The organism is Flavobacterium helocola, assembly GCF_038289885.1.
GTDB classification, from domain to species: domain Bacteria; phylum Bacteroidota; class Bacteroidia; order Flavobacteriales; family Flavobacteriaceae; genus Flavobacterium; species Flavobacterium cheniae.
Genome location: NZ_JBBYHT010000010.1, coordinates 1 through 19,464, shown reverse-complemented (window position 1 = coordinate 19,464; position 19,464 = coordinate 1). Strand labels below are relative to the sequence as shown.

At 29.6% G+C, this 19,464-nt stretch carries 18 protein-coding genes; 1 reads left to right on the top strand and 17 read right to left on the bottom strand.

Going from position 1 to position 19,464, the window contains the following annotated elements; genetic code table 11:
• Positions 1-252: 252 nt before the first annotated feature.
• From AAEO58_RS13355 to AAEO58_RS13315, 9 genes are all read right to left on the bottom strand, one after another.
• The gene (locus AAEO58_RS13355; RefSeq protein ID WP_341683902.1) at positions 253-759 is read right to left on the bottom strand and encodes a hypothetical protein; all 507 of its coding nucleotides are present in this window, start codon (positions 757-759) and stop codon (positions 253-255) included.
• A gap of 187 nt (positions 760-946) precedes the next feature.
• Positions 947-1,390 carry an SMI1/KNR4 family protein gene (locus tag AAEO58_RS13350; protein WP_341683901.1) on the bottom strand — a complete coding sequence of 148 codons (444 nt, stop codon included), beginning with the start codon at positions 1,388-1,390 and terminating at the stop codon, positions 947-949.
• Between the two features lie 30 nt (positions 1,391-1,420).
• Positions 1,421-1,858 (bottom strand): SMI1/KNR4 family protein, encoded by a 438-nt coding sequence (locus AAEO58_RS13345; RefSeq protein WP_341683900.1) that lies wholly within the window; start codon positions 1,856-1,858, stop codon positions 1,421-1,423.
• A gap of 169 nt (positions 1,859-2,027) precedes the next feature.
• The gene (locus tag AAEO58_RS13340; RefSeq protein ID WP_341683899.1) at positions 2,028-5,045 is read right to left on the bottom strand and encodes an N-6 DNA methylase; all 3,018 of its coding nucleotides are present in this window, start codon (positions 5,043-5,045) and stop codon (positions 2,028-2,030) included.
• Positions 5,046-5,270: 225 nt separating this feature from the next.
• Positions 5,271-5,705 (bottom strand): hypothetical protein, encoded by a 435-nt coding sequence (locus AAEO58_RS13335; protein WP_341683898.1) that lies wholly within the window; start codon positions 5,703-5,705, stop codon positions 5,271-5,273.
• Between the two features lie 149 nt (positions 5,706-5,854).
• Positions 5,855-6,508: a DUF6705 family protein gene (locus AAEO58_RS13330; RefSeq protein ID WP_341683897.1), complete on the bottom strand. Its 654-nt coding sequence runs from the start codon at positions 6,506-6,508 to the stop codon at positions 5,855-5,857.
• A gap of 24 nt (positions 6,509-6,532) precedes the next feature.
• Entirely contained in the window at positions 6,533-8,056 is a 1,524-nt protein-coding gene (locus AAEO58_RS13325; RefSeq protein WP_341683896.1) for a hypothetical protein, read from the bottom strand.
• 619 nt (positions 8,057-8,675) lie between these two features.
• Positions 8,676-9,227 carry a hypothetical protein gene (locus AAEO58_RS13320; RefSeq protein ID WP_341683895.1) on the bottom strand — a complete coding sequence of 184 codons (552 nt, stop codon included), beginning with the start codon at positions 9,225-9,227 and terminating at the stop codon, positions 8,676-8,678.
• A 172-nt stretch (positions 9,228-9,399) separates the two neighbouring features.
• Positions 9,400-10,167 carry a hypothetical protein gene (locus AAEO58_RS13315; protein WP_341683894.1) on the bottom strand — a complete coding sequence of 256 codons (768 nt, stop codon included), beginning with the start codon at positions 10,165-10,167 and terminating at the stop codon, positions 9,400-9,402.
• A 659-nt stretch (positions 10,168-10,826) separates the two neighbouring features.
• Between AAEO58_RS13315 and AAEO58_RS13310 the strand changes: the two genes are divergently transcribed.
• Positions 10,827-11,108 (top strand): hypothetical protein, encoded by a 282-nt coding sequence (locus AAEO58_RS13310; RefSeq protein WP_341683893.1) that lies wholly within the window; start codon positions 10,827-10,829, stop codon positions 11,106-11,108.
• Positions 11,109-11,514: 406 nt separating this feature from the next.
• On the opposite strand, the gene AAEO58_RS13305 is transcribed toward AAEO58_RS13310, so the two are convergent.
• The 8 genes from AAEO58_RS13305 to AAEO58_RS13270 all read right to left on the bottom strand — a co-directional run bounded on the left by AAEO58_RS13305 (position 11,515) and on the right by AAEO58_RS13270 (position 18,874).
• A complete protein-coding gene (locus AAEO58_RS13305; RefSeq protein WP_026726506.1) occupies positions 11,515-12,246 on the bottom strand; it encodes a hypothetical protein in 732 nt (243 codons plus the stop codon).
• 66 nt (positions 12,247-12,312) lie between these two features.
• Positions 12,313-13,071: a phosphatase PAP2 family protein gene (locus AAEO58_RS13300; RefSeq protein WP_287792474.1), complete on the bottom strand. Its 759-nt coding sequence runs from the start codon at positions 13,069-13,071 to the stop codon at positions 12,313-12,315.
• Positions 13,072-13,091: 20 nt separating this feature from the next.
• Positions 13,092-13,973: a diacylglycerol/lipid kinase family protein gene (locus tag AAEO58_RS13295; RefSeq protein WP_026726505.1), complete on the bottom strand. Its 882-nt coding sequence runs from the start codon at positions 13,971-13,973 to the stop codon at positions 13,092-13,094.
• Complete coding sequence (locus tag AAEO58_RS13290; RefSeq protein ID WP_287792471.1) at positions 13,973-15,898, bottom strand: LTA synthase family protein; 1,926 nt, start codon at positions 15,896-15,898, stop codon at positions 13,973-13,975. The genes AAEO58_RS13295 and AAEO58_RS13290 overlap by 1 nt, the downstream gene beginning before the upstream one ends.
• Positions 15,899-16,020: 122 nt before the next feature.
• Positions 16,021-16,443, bottom strand: coding sequence for a PepSY-like domain-containing protein (locus AAEO58_RS13285; RefSeq protein ID WP_035693521.1), 423 nt, complete (start codon positions 16,441-16,443; stop codon positions 16,021-16,023).
• Positions 16,444-16,512: 69 nt separating this feature from the next.
• The gene (locus AAEO58_RS13280) at positions 16,513-16,857 is read right to left on the bottom strand and encodes a hypothetical protein (protein ID WP_341683890.1); all 345 of its coding nucleotides are present in this window, start codon (positions 16,855-16,857) and stop codon (positions 16,513-16,515) included.
• A 675-nt stretch (positions 16,858-17,532) separates the two neighbouring features.
• Positions 17,533-18,117, bottom strand: coding sequence for a hypothetical protein (locus AAEO58_RS13275; protein ID WP_341683889.1), 585 nt, complete (start codon positions 18,115-18,117; stop codon positions 17,533-17,535).
• A 166-nt stretch (positions 18,118-18,283) separates the two neighbouring features.
• The gene (locus AAEO58_RS13270; RefSeq protein WP_341683888.1) at positions 18,284-18,874 is read right to left on the bottom strand and encodes an SHOCT domain-containing protein; all 591 of its coding nucleotides are present in this window, start codon (positions 18,872-18,874) and stop codon (positions 18,284-18,286) included.
• Positions 18,875-19,464 lie beyond the last annotated feature (590 nt).

The window sequence follows — 19,464 nt, the reverse complement described above, 5'->3', positions numbered from 1 at the left end:
ATTATTTCGGCTTAAAAAATGTTAATAAAACTTATGAAGCAAGTTAAATTTAACACAATTTTTTTGCTTAAAAAATGTTTTAATCATCCTTTTTTACGTTCCAACACTGCTGACCGCTAACGTTCCGGCGCTTGGCGAGGTTGCGAAGTTCGGAACCGATTATTTTCTATCAAAGATAAAATTTCTTGCGAAATGTAAACGTGAATTTACTACAAAATTCGCAATCTTGCCAAACGCCTGTTACCAGTAGTTTTATCTTATTCGTTGTGTATGATTTTGCGATATTTTGTTATTTCCAGTAATTTCAATCAATTTCATTTTTTCATTATCAAGTTTTCTTATTAATTCTAAAAAATCTATATCAATTTTTTGGTTGTGATTTTCAAAATTATGTGGTGAATAAATTAGTGTTGGATTTAAAATTTTAAAGTTGTCTAAATTTGATTTAAGAATCCAAATACTCGCTGAAATTTTCGGATATCGTTTTTCGTCAACCAAATTACCATCATAATCAATTATTTTGCATAGAGATTTAAAATTTTTATCTTCGGAATGTATAAAATACCATTCTGTTGAGTTCTCCAAAATTAAATCATTAAACTCGGATGAATTTACAAGCGTAACAAAAAAAATATGATTTTTATATGCAAATGATTTCAGTGAAGTTTTGCCACTTTCTGTTAACCATTTCTCGAGACGTTGCCAAGCATTTTTAGCTTCGTTTTCATTTAATGAAATAATTCTTCTTATTAAGTCCATTCTAAATTAGTAACGTGATTAAAAATTACTGGTAACGTTTTGCAGCTTGGCGAAGTGGCGGATTTTGAAGCACTTAATTTCAATTTAGCACTAGTGTTTATTTGAAAACCGAATGTTCAATTTAGTACTGAACCCGCCATTTTGCCAAACTGCTGTTAGCCGTTCGGTTTTATAATTGATTTATATTTTATTGTTTTTTTATTAACACTTGATCGTTAAGTAATTGTGTAAAAGATGGTGATAAATCTAAGATATCCATATCCTCATCGATCCATTCTTTTATATTGCCATAAGTATCATCATTGTTTAAGGAAATAATTATACTACCACTAGAATAAGTATGTCCAATAGTTATATATCCTTTTGGTAATAAATCAAAATATCTTCTATGCATTTGCTCCATACCTGCAAAACCATATTCAATAGAAAATAATCTTACAATACCTTGTTCTCCTTTTGGATAATTAACATGTTTAACAAATTCCCATTCGTTTACTATACCTCCGTTATATTCTAGCATAAAATTTTTATAATCTTCTGGTAATTTATAACCAATTAGATTCTCAAATTCTTCAAACTCTTCATTTGTTATTGCTTGAGAGCTACTGTTTTTACTAAAAGTTATGTTCATATTTATTTTAAAAGTTTTATATAAAAAAAATTAATCCTCATCTTCATCCAAAATCATATCATTTAATAACTGGGTAAAAGATGGAGATAAATCATAAATATAACCATCAGGAAACCATTCTTTGGTATTCCCGTATGTATTATCGTTATTTAATGAAATAATTATATGTCCGCAATTATCTGTACTTCCAATTGCTAAATAACCATCAGGTATTTTTCCTTTAAGATTTGAGAATATCTGCTCAATTGTATAATTACCATATTTTATTTCATAAAAATAAGAAATACCTTCTCCTCCTTCAGGATAATTTATGTGTTTTACATCCTCATTTACCACACCTCCGTTGTGTGTAAACATGTGTAGTCTATAATCTTGTGGCAAAGTAAACCCAATTAATGCTTCAAAATCATTTAATTCTTCTTGAGTTATGTTTTGCGAGTCTTCTCTTTGTTTAAATGTCAATATCATGATTAATTTTTTTTTACTGCGTTTCAACAAACTGACGGCTAACGTTTTGCAGCTTGGCGAAGTGGCGGATTTAGAAGCTCTTACTTTCAATTTAGCACTAATGTTTATTAGAAATCCGAATGTTCAATTTAGCACTGAACCCGCCATTTTGCCAAACTGCTGTTGGCTGTCAGGTGTTATTTCTCAGACTGTTCATTTTTTCGATAATTTCAAAATAATCATTCTCTTTTGTTATTGCTATTTCAGTGAATTTATCCAAGTCATTAGGAATTTCAAATTTAAATGCTTTTAATTTTTCCAAATCCATATTGTTTATATTTTGTCCTCTTAAAGAAGAAACATATTTTCTAAATGGAAGTGATAGCATTCTATAAAATATTGCTTTAGATAATTTTTCATCTTTACATCTTAAAATAGATAAAAATCCGCCAATTACGGAGTCGTCATAATTTTTATCAACAAATACTACTTTTCCTAAATGTTTTAAACTACCACTTGAATTTGAAATAATTATATCATTTGTAATTGGTTTGATATGTGTAGGCAATTCGTAATCATCTTGCAAGTAAATAATTTTATCACCAAAAATTAACTTACCTGTTCGTAAATCCATATTGCTTGCGGTTATAACTTTTTTGTTTGTTTTATATGGAACTTCTGCTTGTTTGCTATAAACAATACCACCAAAATGTTCGATTTCTTTTTTATCTATTAATTCGGATAAGCTTATAGTTGTCTGTTCAAACTCGTCAATAAAATCACCTAATGGACTATTTGTTTCAATAACATAGTTATCAGACTCAAAATATTTTGAAGGGTTATTAATAATTAAATTTCCTTTTTCAATTAATTTTCCAGTATCAATATAGCTTATGTGTTTTTTTAAAACGCTTGGAATTTCTAATGTTTTACCATTGAAATTTGACAAAATATGTGAATTGATTTTAGAATTATCATTTATGTCGTTTTCGTTAAAAAGGTGTTTTCTTTCTAAAATTTCTAAACCTTCTCTTCTTCTTCCTGTTGAATATCTATACCCCAAAAACAATTCTTGCTCTTTTTTCTCGCCAGAATATGCAACAACAGTTTTTTTATTTTCATTTAAAAAATGGTTTAGAACAATAATTATTTCTAAACTTAAACCAATTCCTGTAATGGGTTTATCTATATCAATTTCATTTAATTGCTTTTTAATACTTTCTTTACTTATTAAATAATCAGGGAATTGAAATTCTAATTGCTCTATAAATTCTAATTCTTCATTTTGAATTAGTTTTTTCACATTTTGAACTACATTTATTATTTCAGTATTTTCTCTTTTCCTTAAAAATAAACCTGCTGTAGTTGTGTTTGTCGGTTTAAAAGTTTTATCCCTCAATTCTACAATACCAACTATATCGAAATTTAGTAATATTAGTTTTCTTGATTCAATATAAATTCGGCTTTCAGTATATAAAATACTTAATGGAAGTATTAAACCAGCATAACCATTTGGTTTTAAAACTTGAAAAGTTCTCTCAATAAAAAAACATTCTATTTCAGAACTTTTATTACTTACATAATTATATAAATCAAAATTTGATTTTCCGTTTACTAAATCTTGTTTAAAACCACTTATAGAAAATGGAGGATTTGAAACAACAATATCAAATTTTTCTAAATTTTTATTTCTCTTGGTAGTTTTTAAAATTCCTTGATAACTTAAACTTTTTTCAAAATCATCTAAACCATCTCCATTGATAATTATTGCATCACCATCACCATATAAAAACATTGCTACTTTTGTGGTTTTCGCTAAACGATAATCTTTTTCAATTCCATAAATAAAATCTTTTGCCCAGAAAAAATTATCTTTTATTGATAAAAAGTGTTTTTGACTTCTACCAACAAGTTTAGAAACGTCTATTCTTTTTATATGTTCTTCAATTTCGTCAATTGATTCAGAAAGGAAATGACCTGCACCACAAGAATAATCAATAACAAAAGGTAAAATATCTTGTTCTTTTTTATCTATTTTGGTTTCTATAATTTGTGTAATAGGTAAAGATTTAATGAAAAATCTTGATAATGGAGTGGGTGTGAAAAACTGTCCTGCTTCTTGTTTTACGCCAGAGTTTAGCAAGTCTTCAAAGAAATCACCTAAAAATTGGTGTTTACTCGTGTATTTAATTTGATAATTTTGTAAAAACTCAACAACCTCTTTAACAATATCAAAATTCTTTTTAAATGTGTCGTCATTATAAATGTCGATAAAAGCAAATTCTTGAAAAACAGAAAAATAATTTTCTTGAATTTCAATACCTAAAAAATCTTTTACACCTTTTGTATATAGAGTAGATAATCTTTTTACCAAAGTGTCGTAAGTGTCATTTACTTTCCATTGAAAATCCAATTCGTCTATATGATTTTTTGTATCTTCATCGTATATTTTACAAACAAATAAATTGAAAATTTTATTAAATGCGTTTGTTTTATCAGAAACAGCATATCTACGTAAAATTTCTGCAAATTCATTAAAAAGACCTTTTCCAGTTTCAGCATCTAATTCTTTTAATTCTTGCTTTTTTAAATTTCTTTTAGACGAAAAATATAAAGTTGCTTCTTCGTTAAATATACTTTCGTTTATAAATGATTTGTCCCAAGACCTATGGAGTTCTTCACTGTTTGAACCATCTAAATTTTCAACAGGTATTGCTTCTGCAATAAAATCTATACTATCACTTGTTATTTTTGAAGCGTATAGAAATATTAGTTTGGTTGATTTCTCTTGTATGCAATAACTAAAAATTTGACCTCCATCTTCTAATGTGTTAGCTTTTTCTTTTAAATATTCTTCACCCCAAGTTTTGCACTCTATCATTGCAAAAGTTTGTTTTGCTTTATCTCTTAATAAAACATCTAATCTTCCACTTGTTCCGTGACCTGAAGCCCAAGTTTTTTCAAGCTCTATGGATTTCGGTTGGTATCCCTTTTTTAAAAGTCTAATAACACATTCTAAAACAACTAAATTTTCAGGTTTTCTGAGATTTGAAGTTGATTTATGGTGAACAATAATTAGGTTGCCATAGTCAATTTTAGACTTTGTTATGTCCTCGTCAATTTCTATAATAATCTTATATTCAGTATCTGATTCTAAATTTTTGTCAGAGTTCAAGGAAAATCCTAATTTTTGTAAATTTTCAAGCATTTATTGAATTGTTTTTGGTTGTTGCAAAGTTAGTTTATTTTTGTCGGTTATTGTTTTGCGGTGTCGTTCTCTACACTTGCAGCCAACGTTCTGTGGCTTGCTCTCAGTGGCGTTGAACTAACACCAAGCCATTACAAATATAACAAAACATTCCATTCAGCAGCGGATTTTCCGCAGGAAAATCCGGAAGTAGCCATTGAAGCAAACCGCTGTTACCAGCAGTTTTTATTCTTTGTAGCAATATAATTTTAAGCTGCTATTATCGATTTCTAATGAAAATTTTCCAACACTATTTATTAAATTTTCAATTTCTTTTAAATCTTGAGTAATATTTTTATTCGAATCAATAATTTGTGGAAAAATAATAAATTCAATTTCTTTAAAAGTTAACCAACCACCAAGTGAATTACAACCTTCAAAACCGTTTTTCCAATAATCAAAACCAAATGTTGTGTCTTCGTCCAGATATAATTCACCAATTTTATCATTTTGAACTTTTTTAAATTCAATTTTTAATATTTTATCGGTATTTTGAACTAATTTGTCGACTAGTTTTATCCACTTTGAGTTAGACATCATATGTTGGGAGAATCTCGATATAGATTTTTCAACATCGCGTTCAATTTGGTCGTCATGTCTTTTTGCGTTATTGGTTCTCATAAAATTGCTGGTAACGTTCCACCAGCTTGTTGCAGTAGCGGTTAAATACATCTAAATTTTTGGTTAATCACAAAGCATTACAATTACAAAAGCGACTTTCAGTTATGCCCAAAAGCCGCTATTGCTACAAACTGTTGTTGTAAGAGGTTTTATTGTTTTGTTAATACATACTCGCCAAAAGGTATTTTAAAAGGAGCCGGATTATCAACAGGATTACCAGCACTATCTACAAATACAATTTGATTACTTGTATAGAACCAAATTTTTATTTTGTGAACACCGTTCTCAACAAATTTTCTTACTACTACATGACCGTTAGCTATGCCTTTACCGTCATAGTTAGGCTCTGAATAGGAAAATTCCATTCTTCTCTCGTTTGGGGCGCACTCATTACATCTTGGATAATTATTTGGAAAAGGTAAATACATTCCTCCAAATAAATTATGTTTAGAATTTTCATCATAATCATTACCATAATTAGTGTTAATATTGGCAAGAGTATTTATTTTTTCTATACCATTTTCTACATAACGGTATTCGCCAATTAGTACATCTTCATTAAAAGTATTAAGTCCGTCAAAATTTGTTAAATTATCTCTCTTTTGTATCATTATGGTTAACTGGGTAGCCCCCTGTGAATAAACCCAAGTGCCAACAAACTGGTCTCTAAAATTGTTAATATCTTTATAGTAAGCACCATTTACTTCTCCTATTAAAACATCAACATCATAAGCATCTAAAATTTGAGCTTTGCAACTAATACTTAATAGCAGACTTAATAGTATTAAATTTATTTTTTTCATTTTTTTGTTGTTAATTGTTAATATTTATTGGCAAGGTATTTTTCTTGGTTCATTACCATTATAAGAAGTGGCATCAGGTGCTAAGACTAACTCGCTCCAACCATTTAACTCGCTATTGGCTTCATACAAACCCATACCCGCATCAAATTCTTGTAATATTTCTAAAAAAGCATTTATCATTCTATTATGGTTGCCATTTGGTCTTATTTTATTATATTTATGTCTTAATTTATATAATTCACCACCTGATGCACCATCAATATTTTTCCAAGCTTTATTATTTCTAAAGGCTGAAAATTTTGTCCAATCTTTAATTTTAATGGCATAAGTGCCTTGTGGCACGGTTAAAGTTAAGAAAAATTCTTCATATACTTTACCTTGTCTTGGTGCTTCGTTTCTTTGTGCTACCCAAAATAGCCAGTTGATATCGCCATCAGAAAACATAGGAACAACATCTGTAGCGGAGGCTAAAGGGTGCGTGTGAAACCCACCAATGTTTGTGCCACCTGTTGGCATTTTAATTTCGTTAGGGTTGTTAGGTGAAGCATTGCAAGCTACAGGATAGTTGTAGTTTGTAGCATCTCTTTTTGAAATTGAATAACCTGATTCTCTTGTTAAATTAGTTTTTGTACGAAGGTTTGCTAAAGCGCCTTGCATACTCATATTAGATGTTAATTTATTCAATTCAGCACAAGGTGTGCTTCTAGGAGCATTTAAATATGGTGATTTAATTGGCGCAGAAATACCTTCTTCATACTCTTCAGGGTTTGTTTCTGGGGTTGGATAATCACTTGGGAAGTTGTTGTCTGATGGTCCACCACCTCCACCAGGTATTGGGTCTGAACCAAATCCATCATCAATTGGTTCACCACCACCAGTACTATCACCTGCATCAATACATTTAATTCTACTAGCAGTAAATACTCTTGGAGGTGTGTCTGAAGTGCAACTTGGCCATGAATTTACATTTGAAGAATTATGAACTCCATGACCACATGAAACCCAAATAGTTTCTGTAATAGTTTCACAACCATTAACCACAAGATTTGTATTAAAATTTTCAATTGGAATAGTAATAATTGGGTTTTGAATATTTTTGAGTTGGTCAAGTTCTAAATCTGCTTTTTCTTGTGGTGTTAAGTCATACTTTAATATTTTAACTTTATAACTTCCATCATTTTGATAACTCAAAACTAAGTTTTCTAGTTTCCCATTATCCTCTTCTCTATGAATGGGAAATGTAAATGAATGCAAATTAGCATATTGAAGATATAAACCTTCTTGCGTGTCAATTGTAAAATTATTAAGAGTGTCTTTTATAATTTTGTTTAAAGCTGAATTTGACTCACTTTGTTTTTTGTTTACATCAGCCACTAAATCAAATGCTTCTGTATGATTTTTAAATTCATTGAATGAAATTTTTCTCGACTTTATACCCGCTTCTGCATCGTATTTGTGTTCGTGCAAGTTGTCATCATTACAGCCTATAAAGGCAAATAATGTAATTAAAATAAGAATTGATAAAATTCTAAATTGTTTTTTCCTCATAGTTTAAACGTTGTTTTTGGTTAATAATTAGTTTTATTTACTGTTTTTTCGAGATTATGTTGCGCAAAAATCTCTTACAACGTTCTGAGGCTTAAAAATGTGGCGAAAAACCAGCACCAAGCCTTTACAAATATAACCAAAACTTTAAATTAAACAACTGCGCCATTTCAAAAAATCCCGAAACCAGCCATATTTTTAAACCGCTGTTGTAGGCTGCATAATATTTTCGGAACTTATAAAACTAAACGCAACGTTTATCCGCAAAGTTCGGATTTTCACGCAAAGTAAATTTTCACGCAAAGTTTGGTTTCAGGTTTTCATTTCACAACGAATTTTCCCGAAAACGTAATTTCAGCACAAAGTTTATCGACAAAGTTAGGTTCGGTTTTCAATTTTCACGCAAGATTTTCAGTAAAAAATTATTCAGAAAAAATAGGAGAGAAGCCTTCAGAGTAAGTTCGGAAAATATGTTGCCTACAACGTCTCGTGGCTTGCTGAAGTGGCGACTTCGTAATCGCAAATTTTCTTTCAAATATAATATTTCTTGCGAAAAGTAAACGTGATTTTAAAGAAAAAGTCGCCATTTTAGCAAACCGCTGTTGGCAGTAGTTTTTTGTTTTTAATATTCAATTGGCAAAAAATCTAATTCTTTTCTCATTTCCGTTTTGCAATTATTTTTAACAATTCTGAAACTTTTAAAGTTCTCTTTTGGTGTCATTAGCCATTTATTTCCATTAAATTCCCACAAAACAATTCCGTTTTTGTTATCTATAATTTTTGCCTTTATCTCGAATCCTATTTTATTTTTAATATCATAAGCATCAGCTCTAAAAGCGTTATTTTCAGTTAATCTTGTGAATTTTTCAAGTTCAAATTTTTGCGAATTTTCAATTCTCCAATTTATAGTTAGTTTAGCACCTTCAATTTGTATAGTTTCCGTTTCTCCATCACAAGGCTGGTATATTAAATAGCCATTTTTATCCTTTTCTACTTTAATCCAGTCTTTTTGAATTGCATTTAAACTATTCCAAGTTTTATCAATTTTGCGAAGGTTTATTTTTGGATAAGTTGTAGTAATGTTAAAGTTAGTGTTTTCATTTTCGTTAATTTTTGTTTGTCCAATACAAGACAATAAAATAAATGTAATAAAAACGTAAATTAAATTTTTCATATTTTTTTAGAATTTCGATTTTCTGAAAATTACTGCCAACGTTCCGGCGCTTGGCGAGGTTGCGAACTTCGGAACTATTTATTTTCTGTTAAAGATAAAATTTCTTGCGAAAAATAAACGTGTATTTACTACAAAATTCGCAATCTTGCCAAACGCCTGTTAGCAGCCGTTTTTATATTGGTGTAGCGTCATTTTTTCTTACCAAATTAAATATACCAAGTCCAATATAGGCAACAAGAAATGTTATCATAAATGCAATTAATGTATTATTATATGATGAAATTCTATCTACTTCTCTTTTCAAAGACTCATTGTTAGAATTTATTTCCTTGCGTACGTCTTCAATATCTCTTTTCATAGCAGCTATTTCAACAAATTTTCTTGGATTATCCTCTAATAAAGAATTTAAAGAGTTTACATTTTCTGATAATTCAAGATAGTCTTTTTTTATTTTTTGAATTTCCAGTTCAACAATACTGGTTTTTTCATTATTTTTTTTGGTAATAATGAAAGTATTGCTGTTTAATTTTTTTTCAATTTCTTTAATATCTTGTTCTAATTTATTATTTAATTCAGTTTCAGTATCTCGAATAAATAATTTTTCAAAATCTGGGAAAGCAGATATTAATGATGCTATTATAGCTACTATAAAAGGAATAATAAATTTACTATACTCAGAACTTAGAAGGATAGAGTATTTATATTGAGTTTTTAGTTGAAAAAATGAATCTCTAGTTAATGAATAAATTTCATTATTTTCAATTAGAATGTTTTTATCAACCAAATTTTTTAGAATCTTTTTAATTTCATCTTCAGAATGTTTTTGATAATCAAAAAATCTATAGATTCTTGAAAAAGTATATTCTCCAGGTCGATTTGGTTGATTAAGTATTAATTCCTTGAGTAAATTTTTTTCTAATTTTGATTGATTGTTTTCCATTTTGTTTTTTATTGATATTGTTTGCAATAATGGCTGCTAACGGGCCGCGGCTTGCTGAAGTGGCGACTTCGTAAATTGTTTATTTTTAGCTAAGATACAATTTCTTGCGGAAAGTGAACATGAATTTAAAGAAAAAGTCGCCATTTTAGCAAACCGCTGTTATGCGACGTATTATTTATTTAAGATTAAATTGATATTCATAAATCTACAAGTTTTATAAATTTTTTTTTTACACAATCTTACACGTTTCAATATTCTCGCAAACTTTCACGAATCAAGATTTCTCATTACATTTTTCGCTCAAACTTTCACAAATCAAATTTTCTCATTTTATTTTTCTCAAACTTTTCACGAATCAAATTTTCCGCAAACTTATACGAATCAAAATTTGTTATTCCATTTTTCGCTCAAACTTTTAACGAATCAAATTTCACGCAAACTTTTCACGAATCAAAATTTCCAATATTTTTATTCGGCAAAATTTTAAAGAATCAAACTTAAATCAAGATTTTCAAGCGAAATAAAAAGAGAAAAAGCATAATAAAATCAGCAATTTTCTATTCAGCAGAAATATGTTGCATAACGTTCTCAGGCTTTGCGAGGATTTTCGGGAAGCGAAAAACAAACTTTATATTATTAATTAACAAAACAAATACACAATGAACACAAATTTAAACAATCAAGCCGAAAATCTTGCAAAACCTGTGTTAAAAGCAGTATTTAAAAACATTTTCTTAATTCCTGTTTTACCATATCATTTAGTTTTATTTATATGGGTAAATTATACAGCTTTTAGAGATAATGATTTATTAGATGTTGCAATGACTGGCGATATAAAAAAGAATGAAAAATTTGATAACTATTGCAAAAAATTTGATGATAAGCTAATGCCTTTAAAATATGCGATATCTACTTTATTTTGGTTATACGTTATCTTTTAATATTGCTTTTAACGTTTCGCGGCTTGAAGCAGTTGGGGTTAAGGAAGCCTTTACTTTCGGTTTAAGACTAAACTTTGCAAATACAAAACCAACTTCAAATTATGCCCTAAACCCCCAATTGCTTCAAACCGCTGTTATATGATGCCCTTTTTTTCTGTTCCATTTGGCGGTTGTTATTATTCTGTTTGCGGAAGCTATATTTCTAATTGCGGAAGTCATATATCTTTCTGCGGATTGAATAATTCTAAATGCGGTTGAAATAATTCTAAACGCAAAGAAGATAAATTTTATTGCGGTAGCAATAAGTTTGTTTGCGGAGCAAACAATCCTTTCTGCGTTTAGTATATTTCTTTTTGCGGTTTGCATATTCTTAAAAGTGGGTTAGACTTTTCTGTTTTTGGTTATGTTATTTTTTTGCTTTCTTAAATTCTATTCCTTTTACTTGTGCAAATTCTGGACTTGATGCTCCGTAAAGTGATTTAATGTATTTCTTTACTTCGGTTGCTATTTCAACTAATCCTGTGCTGTCTGCATATAATGTGTTGTTTCTTGCAATTCTTGAATTGCTTATGTTTGTGTATGCTGTTGCTACTTCATTATTTTTAGCAGTTAAATTGGCTTGCAATGCTGTAAGCGTTGCAGTTGCTAAAGCGGTTTCGTTTGGTGCATAACTTGGCTCTGAAATTAAAACAGATGTTAGACCTGCCAAATGTTGTATTTGTTGGTCATACGATTGCTGACTTGTAGAAATGGTTGCTGGTGCTGGTGTGTTTGGGTCGATAGGCGTTGTAGCTGTTGATGCTCGTTTGCCTTGTAACTTGCGATTAAAACCTTTTGCATCTTTTATAACTTGTGCTGTTGCATCGGTAGTTTCTAATGCGTTTACTAATCGAGTTGATAACGCTTTTAAACCGCTGAAAGCGTTAACTCTTTCGTTTACTTTATTATTGTATGCTGTATTTTTGGTAATTACATCTGCTAAACTTGTTTGCGATGCTGTTGCTAATGCGGTAAGTTGTGGTAACTTTAAAGCATTTTTTGTTGGGTTGTAGGTTGCTCCGTAGCCTGTTACGAATGAAATTAAATCTTGTAAGTTTGCTACGTTTTTAGCGTGTCCTGTTTCTGATACTGATGCCATATTTTAAGTTTTTTAATTGGTTATAGATTTCAAAAATAAGTAATTTATTTTAAAAAAAATAGTTTGCTATTTTAGGTTGATAGCCATTCCTATACCTATTTGTTTGCCATTATAAAAAGGTGCTATTATTGTAGATGAAACATTTTTATTAGATTTAAAAATATGTTTGTTAATGTAAGGAAACATCCAATAAGCAACTTTTGTGCTTAAAATTCCTATTCCTGCTCCTGCAACTACATCTGTTAGCCAATGTTTGTCGTTATAAATTCTAAATGCTCCTGTGCCTGCTGCAACTAAATATCCTGTTATACCATACCAAATTGAAACATCTTTGTATTCTTGCCACAAAAATTCTGCGCTTGCAAATGCTGTTGCGGTATGACCTGACGGAAAGGAATTGAAAGCCGAACCGTCTGGTCTTTCCACTTTAGTAATTGATTTTAAACTTAATACTGAAGCGGACATAATTAAATAAGATGTGCCTAAAATTATTGTTCGTTCTTTAAAATTATGTTTACCTTTTATTCCTACCACGTTTAAACCGTAAACTGTAATTGCTGGTGCATATTGTGAAAAATCATCAATTGTAATTTTTTGGTCTATATTTTCATTTACTTCTTCTTTTATGCCTGAATTGATAAATTTTAAGCCATCACTTTCAATGCCAATTACACCATAACCAATTAAAACTGTTGGAATGATTAATTTTTTTAATTTGAATACTTGATTGTTATTGACTGTTATTTTTTTAAGAGTATCAATTTTAGTTTGTTGCCCATAGATTGCGTTTGCTAAAAATATAAATATAAAAACTATTTTTCTCATAAGTTTGTTTTTAAAGTAGGTTACTGCATTATTATTTCTAATCCGTTTTTAATTATTGAAACATCAATTTTGTTGGTTTTTATATTGTAATATTCTCCATCAATTTGTATGTCTGTGTTTATTTTGTTTGGAATTTTAATACTCATTTTTTGGATTAATGAATGCTGTGCATTTTTGAACTTCTCGACTTTATTTGATAGTACATACATTCCTAAAATGAGCTTGTTTATAAAGTTTAACTTTGAAACAACTACTAAATCTAACCAACCATCTTGTAAACTTGCTTTAGGTGTTAAGCTCATTCCATATCCCATTTCGTTAGAATTTGAAATGAACAATAGAAAAGAATTTGTATTTATAATTTGATTGTTAAAAGCAAGTACAGTTTGAATGGGTTTAAATTGAAAACTTGATGTTACTGATGCTTTTATGTAAGCAATTAAAGTTCTTTTTTTATAGGTTTCGTACTTTTTAATAATATGAGCATCGATACCGATACCCATATTACTAAAAAAATAGTGTTCATTTACTTGTCCCACATCAATTGTTTGACTATTTCCGTTTCGGATAATTTCTGTTGCTTTTTTTATCTCTTTTGGAATATTTAGATTTGAAGCTAAACCATTGCCTGAACCAACTGGAATAATACCTAACTTGATTTTTGTATTTATCAAACACGATGCTACCTCGTTTATAGTTCCGTCGCCACCACAAGCTACAATACAGTTTGGATTGTTTTCTATTGCTTTTTTAGTGAGCGTAATTGCGTGTTTTTTATGGTTAGAATAATCAACTTCAATTTTAAACTTTTCCTTTGAAAAATATTTTTCTAATTCTGTTTTGCCAATATTATGATTACCATTTCCCGAAATAGGATTTACTATAAAATGAATGTAAACCATTATTTCAATAATTTATTTGTGAATAAATAGTCGGCAGTTTGATACCAAGAAATTGTTTCATTAAGAAATGATTTATCCATTGGCAAAGGTTTTAAACTATTATCTGTTTTGTTCCAATAGTAAAAAGATTGCCTTTTTTGGTCAGACAAAATCATTACTTTTTCTTTTTTCATCAATACTAATTTTCTGTAGGTTCCAACAAAAGCACGTTCTTCAAAGTTTTGATTAAATACATTTTTGCCAAAGAAATTGCTTTCGTAACTCCAATTCATCATTGAAAAAAATGTTGGAAAAACATCTATTTGAGAACATTGTTTTGATACTTTTTGGTTCATTTCTTGTGGAAAATTGACAATAAAAGCAGGAATGTGATAATTGGCTACATCAATTTCATCTTTACCTGCACTACTTGCACAATGGTCGGCAATAATTATGAAAACCGTGTTTTTAAACCAAGGTTTATTCTTTGCTTTTTGAAACATTTTTTTTATAGCGTAATCAGTATATTTTACTGCTCCTTCACGTCCACTACCTGATGGAATATCAATTGCATTGTCAGGGTAAGTAAAAGGTCGATGGTTAGAAGTTGTCATAACAAAATTGAAAAAAGGTTTGTTATTTTTGTGATGTTCATCGGCAACATTTAGCATTTTAGAATAAATATCTTCATCGCAAATTCCCCAAGCGTTTTCAAAAGTTACTTCGTTGTCGTTGATATTATTTCGAGTTGTTTTAATTTTATCACTCAAGACACTTCCGCGTCCACGATCATAAATTGTAAAACCATTTCCACCAAAGTAAGCGTTCATATTATCAAAATATCCATCGCCACCATAAAAAAAGTTTGAATTATATCCTTTGGATTTAAAAACATTTGATACAGTAAATAAGTTTTGATTTTCTGGACGTTTCACAATACTTTGTCCTGGTGTTGGCGGAATACAAAGTGTCATTGCTTCCATACCACGAACGGTTCTTGTTCCTGTGGCATATAAATTATCGAAGAATACACTTTTTTGAGCTAAACTATCTAAAAACGGTGTTATGTTTTGCTGGTTGCCAAACTCTTTCATAAAACTGGCACTTAGGCTTTCTACTAATATAAAAACTACATTTTTTTTACTTGGTGTAGCATTTGTAGTATCAGAAATTGTCCTGTGAATAGATAATTTATTAGATTGAAATTTACTGTTATTGTCCGTTAATTTATTTCTAATGATATTGAAAGCTTCTTTGTCGTTTACAGATGTGTAAAACTCATTATAAACCATTTGATTGTTTCTGAAAGCAGAAAAAAACGAATAAATTCCTGATTTTGAGATTTCGGCATTATACCGATTAGAAGACCATTCGGCGTGATTGTTTGTTATAAATGTTGTAAAAAACAAACAAGAAACTAAACCAATTACTAATACAATACTTTTTTCTTTTAAAGTTGCTGTTTGTGAGAATGTGTTTTTGAAGGCATTTCTTTTATAAAACAGAAATAATACTAAAAAAACAATAACCGAAACTCCAATTATTAATACTGGTATTGGATATGATTCTTGAATATTTTTAACAACTTCGTGTGTGTAAATTAGATAATCTACAGCAATGAAGTTAAATCGGGTTTTGAATTCGTCCCAAAAAGTGATTTCGGCAAAAAAGGTAAATACTAATATAAAGGTTACTAATGTGGTAAAAAACCAAATGAATATTTTATCAACCCAAGAGCCAATAAATTTATTTGGAAAAATGAAGTAATATATAATGGCAGGAAATACAATAAAACTTATTGTACCAATATCGAAAAACAATCCTGTTAGAAGTGTACCAAGTGCAGTAAATATATTAAAGGAAACTTCATCGTATTGCCATACGAAAAATATAATTCGTACTATTTGAGAGATAGCAAGAAACCATATAACGAAAGTTAACAGCAAGGAATACCTTGTTGAAAAGTTGATTTTTTTGAACATAATTGATAAATTAAATTAATTTAGAAAAGATTAGTTAAGCAAAAAAAGCACTGCACACGAAGTGTGTTGTGCTTAAATTATTAGTGCTAACTAATTTTGTCTTTTGTTATTAAATTACCATTGTTGTCAAAAAAGATGTCTTTGCCTTTTATTTCGGCTTCATATATTATATTACCTTTTGCAGTAATAATTTTTGCTGTTTCTTTTACTTTTTGATTTTTATAATTTTTTATAATATAATTTACAGCTTTTTTTGGAAGCTCATTAAAATTAATTTCGACTTCTGTTTCTAAAATTTCCCCTTCATTATTAAATACTACGGAATTTGCAATTTTATTTAACTTAAAACTTGCTTCAAAGTTATTATCTTCTTTATCCCATTTTACTTTTTTAGCATTTGGGTAAGCAGAATTGAAAGCAGTTATTACTGCTTTTGGTGTTTTGCTTTGTGCAAAACTTGATGTATAGCTACATATAATAGCCAATACAACGAAAAAATATTTTTTCATTTTATTGATTTGTTATAATTTAAAAATGTTTTAATTTTCCTTTGTAAAAAAAGGAACTACAGTAATAAATTAAACAAATATTGGTGGGCGAAAAATGGAAAGAGTGTGGTTGAAAGTATAAATAGCTTTTTTGTAATTTGAAATTACAATACTATTTTCAATTGTTACTTTAATACTCTTGAATTCAAAAGTGTTAACTTCTTGAAAGAAAAGTGTGGCAGTAAAATTACTAAATGTGAAGTCTATATTTTTGTGTGGCTTTTGTTCATCTCCGTTGTCGTGTTTGTCGAACAAGCCATCAATATTTATTAAGTGGTCAGTAATAAAATCGAGTGGTGTCATATCGTGATGTTCGTGTTCTTTACAATTATTATACATTTTAGGAATGTCTTGTAAAGTTGAAAAGTCTCCCATTGGTAAAAATATAGTTCCCAATGAGTAATAAAAAAAGATAAATATTTTTAATGTACTTTTCATTATTCAAAGAAACGAAAAATTTTGATTTTTATTGTATGTTTTTTTCAGCGGTTTGTGTAGCTCAAGGGTATCATATAACGTTCTGAGGCTTAAAAATGTGGCGAAAATGCAACACCAAGCCTTTACAAATATAACCAAAACTTTAAATTAAACAACTGCGCCATTTCAAAAATTCCCGAAACTAGCCATATTTTTAAACCGCTGTTAAATGCAGTTTTATATTTTCGGAATTTAAAAGACAACGCAACGTTTATCCACAAAGTTTGGTTTTCTGATTTCCATTGTCACGCAAACTTGATCTGTCGCGCAAAGTTTGGTTTTCCGCAATGTATTTTCAACACAAAGTTTTTCGACAAAGTTCGGTTCAGATTTCACTTATCACGCAAAATTTTTCGGCTACATTTTTCATTAATTTTCTTGCAAAAAAATAGGAGCGAAGCGTTCAGCGTAAGTTCGGAAAATATATTGCATTTAACGTTTCGGGGCTTTGCGTTCGGGCGGGCAATCGAAGCACAAAAGTTGATATTATTACTAAAAATTCAATTGAAAAACTGCCGTTGAATTTTGCACTTCAGCCCGACTGACGCAAAACCCTTGTTAGCTGTAGGCGTTTTATCCATATATCAGTCTTATTTCTGTTTCTCCGTTTCTTTTAATTTCTTTGAGAGTATTTATAAGTTCATTAATTGAATTTTCTAATACTTTTTCAGAAATTATTCCATTGTCAATAGGGTATAATGATAATGGGTTTTCTTGTTGGTATTTAATCATTTTTTCGTAATCAAAATTAAAATCCTGATAAACATTCCTGTCATCTTTTGGATTTAAAACAACTTTCGAAAAATAATTTTTATTTTTCTCTGTTTTGTTCTTAAATTCGTCTAACTTATTCATCAACTCGTCAATGTCAACCCACATTTCATTCTCTACAACTTCAACATCAAAATCCTCAAATTCTTCAAGTTCTTCTTCAAAACCCATTTCAGGATTGTATGTTTTCTGAAAAATACTTAAATCAATATCTAATATTTTTTCTATTTGACTAACAATACTTTTGTCATCATATCCACCAATTTGTTCAAAGAAATACGATAGAGGATATGGAAAATCAACATATCCAATTTCTTCATTGTTTTTTAATTCAATACTATAATACATTCCCATTTTACAGATATTTTTATTGTCAATATTTTTCACGTAATGTTCATATACGCTTACAGCTAACGGTTTGCAGCTTGCAGAAGTGGCGGATTAAGGAAGTCTAAACTTTCGGTTTTTCACTGACTTTGCAAGTACAAAACCAACTTTAAATTAAGCCTATAACCCGCCATTTTTGCAAACTGCTGTTGTGCGTTCGTATTTATTATTCAAGTAATTTTCTTTTCTGTTCATCAAACTCTTGTTGAGTTAAGATTCCTTTTTCAAGTAAACTATGTAATTTTTCCAAGTCACTTACTAAATTAGATTTAGTTTCAATGTTTGAAATTTCAGACTCTTTTAAAATTGGTTTAGTAGTTTGTTTACTTAACAATCTTTTTAATTCTGAATATAACTTTGGAATATCTTTACTTGGTTTTAAAAAAATATCACATTCATTACCATTATCATTTACAATTAATGTCAATTGATTTTCTTTTCTTCTTTTGCCACCTATTGCAGCTCCAGCTAACAACCCAATTCCACCAGTTAAAACTCCACCGATAATTGCTCCAGCAGCTGCTTTTCCACCAGACCTATAAGTTTCTTGATTTAGTCCAACTTCTATAATGTCATTTGGTTTAATAATTTTTTTAACAGATGTAAATCCTGTTAGTATTTTAAATTCAACTTCATTTTCTCTGAATTGAATTATAACAGGTTTGTCACCGCTACTAATATCAGGAAATCCCATTTCGTATTTTTCCGAAAATCTTGGATACTTAAGTGAATCTTTGAGAGAGTCTAAAAATCCCATTTTTTTTTATTTTTAAAGTTATTTATTAAGAGAACGTTTATCGTGTCGCTTTTGTAATATGACGCACAACGTTCTGAGGCTTAAAAATGTGGCGAAAAACCAGCACCAAGCCTTTACAAATATAACCAAAACTTTAAATTAAACAACTGCGCCATTTCAAAAAATCCCGAAACCAGCCATATTTTTAAACCGCTGTTGTAGGCTGCATAATATTTTCGGAACTTATAAAACTAAACGCAACGTTTATCCGCAAAGTTCGGATTTTCACGCAAAGTAAATTTTCACGCAAAGTTTGGTTTCAGGTTTTCATTTCACAACGAATTTTCCCGAAAACGTAATTTCAGCACAAAGTTTATCGACAAAGTTAGGTTCGGTTTTCAATTTTCACGCAAGATTTTCAGTAAAAAATTATTCAGAAAAAATAGGAGAGAAGCCTTCAGAGTAAGTTCGGAAAATATGTTGCCTACAACGTTTCGGCGCTTGGCGAGGTTGCGAACTTCGGAACCGATAATTTTCTATCAAAGATAAAATTTCTTGCGAGAAATAAACGTGAATTTACTACAAAATTCGCAATCTTGCCAAACGCCTGT

Bases quoted from the DNA above. Each gene is read 5' to 3' on its own strand.
- AAEO58_RS13330 (WP_341683897.1), bottom strand. From the start codon at position 6,508: ATGAAAAAAATAAATTTAATACTATTAAGTCTGCTATTAAGTATTAGT.
- AAEO58_RS13355 (WP_341683902.1), bottom strand. From the start codon at position 759: ATGGACTTAATAAGAAGAATTATTTCATTAAATGAAAACGAAGCTAAA.
- AAEO58_RS13270 (WP_341683888.1), bottom strand. From the start codon at position 18,874: ATGGGATTTTTAGACTCTCTCAAAGATTCACTTAAGTATCCAAGATTT.
- AAEO58_RS13310 (WP_341683893.1), top strand. From the start codon at position 10,827: ATGAACACAAATTTAAACAATCAAGCCGAAAATCTTGCAAAACCTGTG.
- AAEO58_RS13345 (WP_341683900.1), bottom strand. From the start codon at position 1,858: ATGATATTGACATTTAAACAAAGAGAAGACTCGCAAAACATAACTCAA.
- AAEO58_RS13300 (WP_287792474.1), bottom strand. From the start codon at position 13,071: ATGAGAAAAATAGTTTTTATATTTATATTTTTAGCAAACGCAATCTAT.
- AAEO58_RS13335 (WP_341683898.1), bottom strand. From the start codon at position 5,705: ATGAGAACCAATAACGCAAAAAGACATGACGACCAAATTGAACGCGAT.
- AAEO58_RS13305 (WP_026726506.1), bottom strand. From the start codon at position 12,246: ATGGCATCAGTATCAGAAACAGGACACGCTAAAAACGTAGCAAACTTA.
- AAEO58_RS13295 (WP_026726505.1), bottom strand. From the start codon at position 13,973: ATGGTTTACATTCATTTTATAGTAAATCCTATTTCGGGAAATGGTAAT.
- AAEO58_RS13325 (WP_341683896.1), bottom strand. From the start codon at position 8,056: ATGAGGAAAAAACAATTTAGAATTTTATCAATTCTTATTTTAATTACA.
- AAEO58_RS13350 (WP_341683901.1), bottom strand. From the start codon at position 1,390: ATGAACATAACTTTTAGTAAAAACAGTAGCTCTCAAGCAATAACAAAT.
- AAEO58_RS13280 (WP_341683890.1), bottom strand. From the start codon at position 16,857: ATGGGAGACTTTTCAACTTTACAAGACATTCCTAAAATGTATAATAAT.
- AAEO58_RS13285 (WP_035693521.1), bottom strand. From the start codon at position 16,443: ATGAAAAAATATTTTTTCGTTGTATTGGCTATTATATGTAGCTATACA.
- AAEO58_RS13340 (WP_341683899.1), bottom strand. From the start codon at position 5,045: ATGCTTGAAAATTTACAAAAATTAGGATTTTCCTTGAACTCTGACAAA.
- AAEO58_RS13320 (WP_341683895.1), bottom strand. From the start codon at position 9,227: ATGAAAAATTTAATTTACGTTTTTATTACATTTATTTTATTGTCTTGT.
- AAEO58_RS13315 (WP_341683894.1), bottom strand. From the start codon at position 10,167: ATGGAAAACAATCAATCAAAATTAGAAAAAAATTTACTCAAGGAATTA.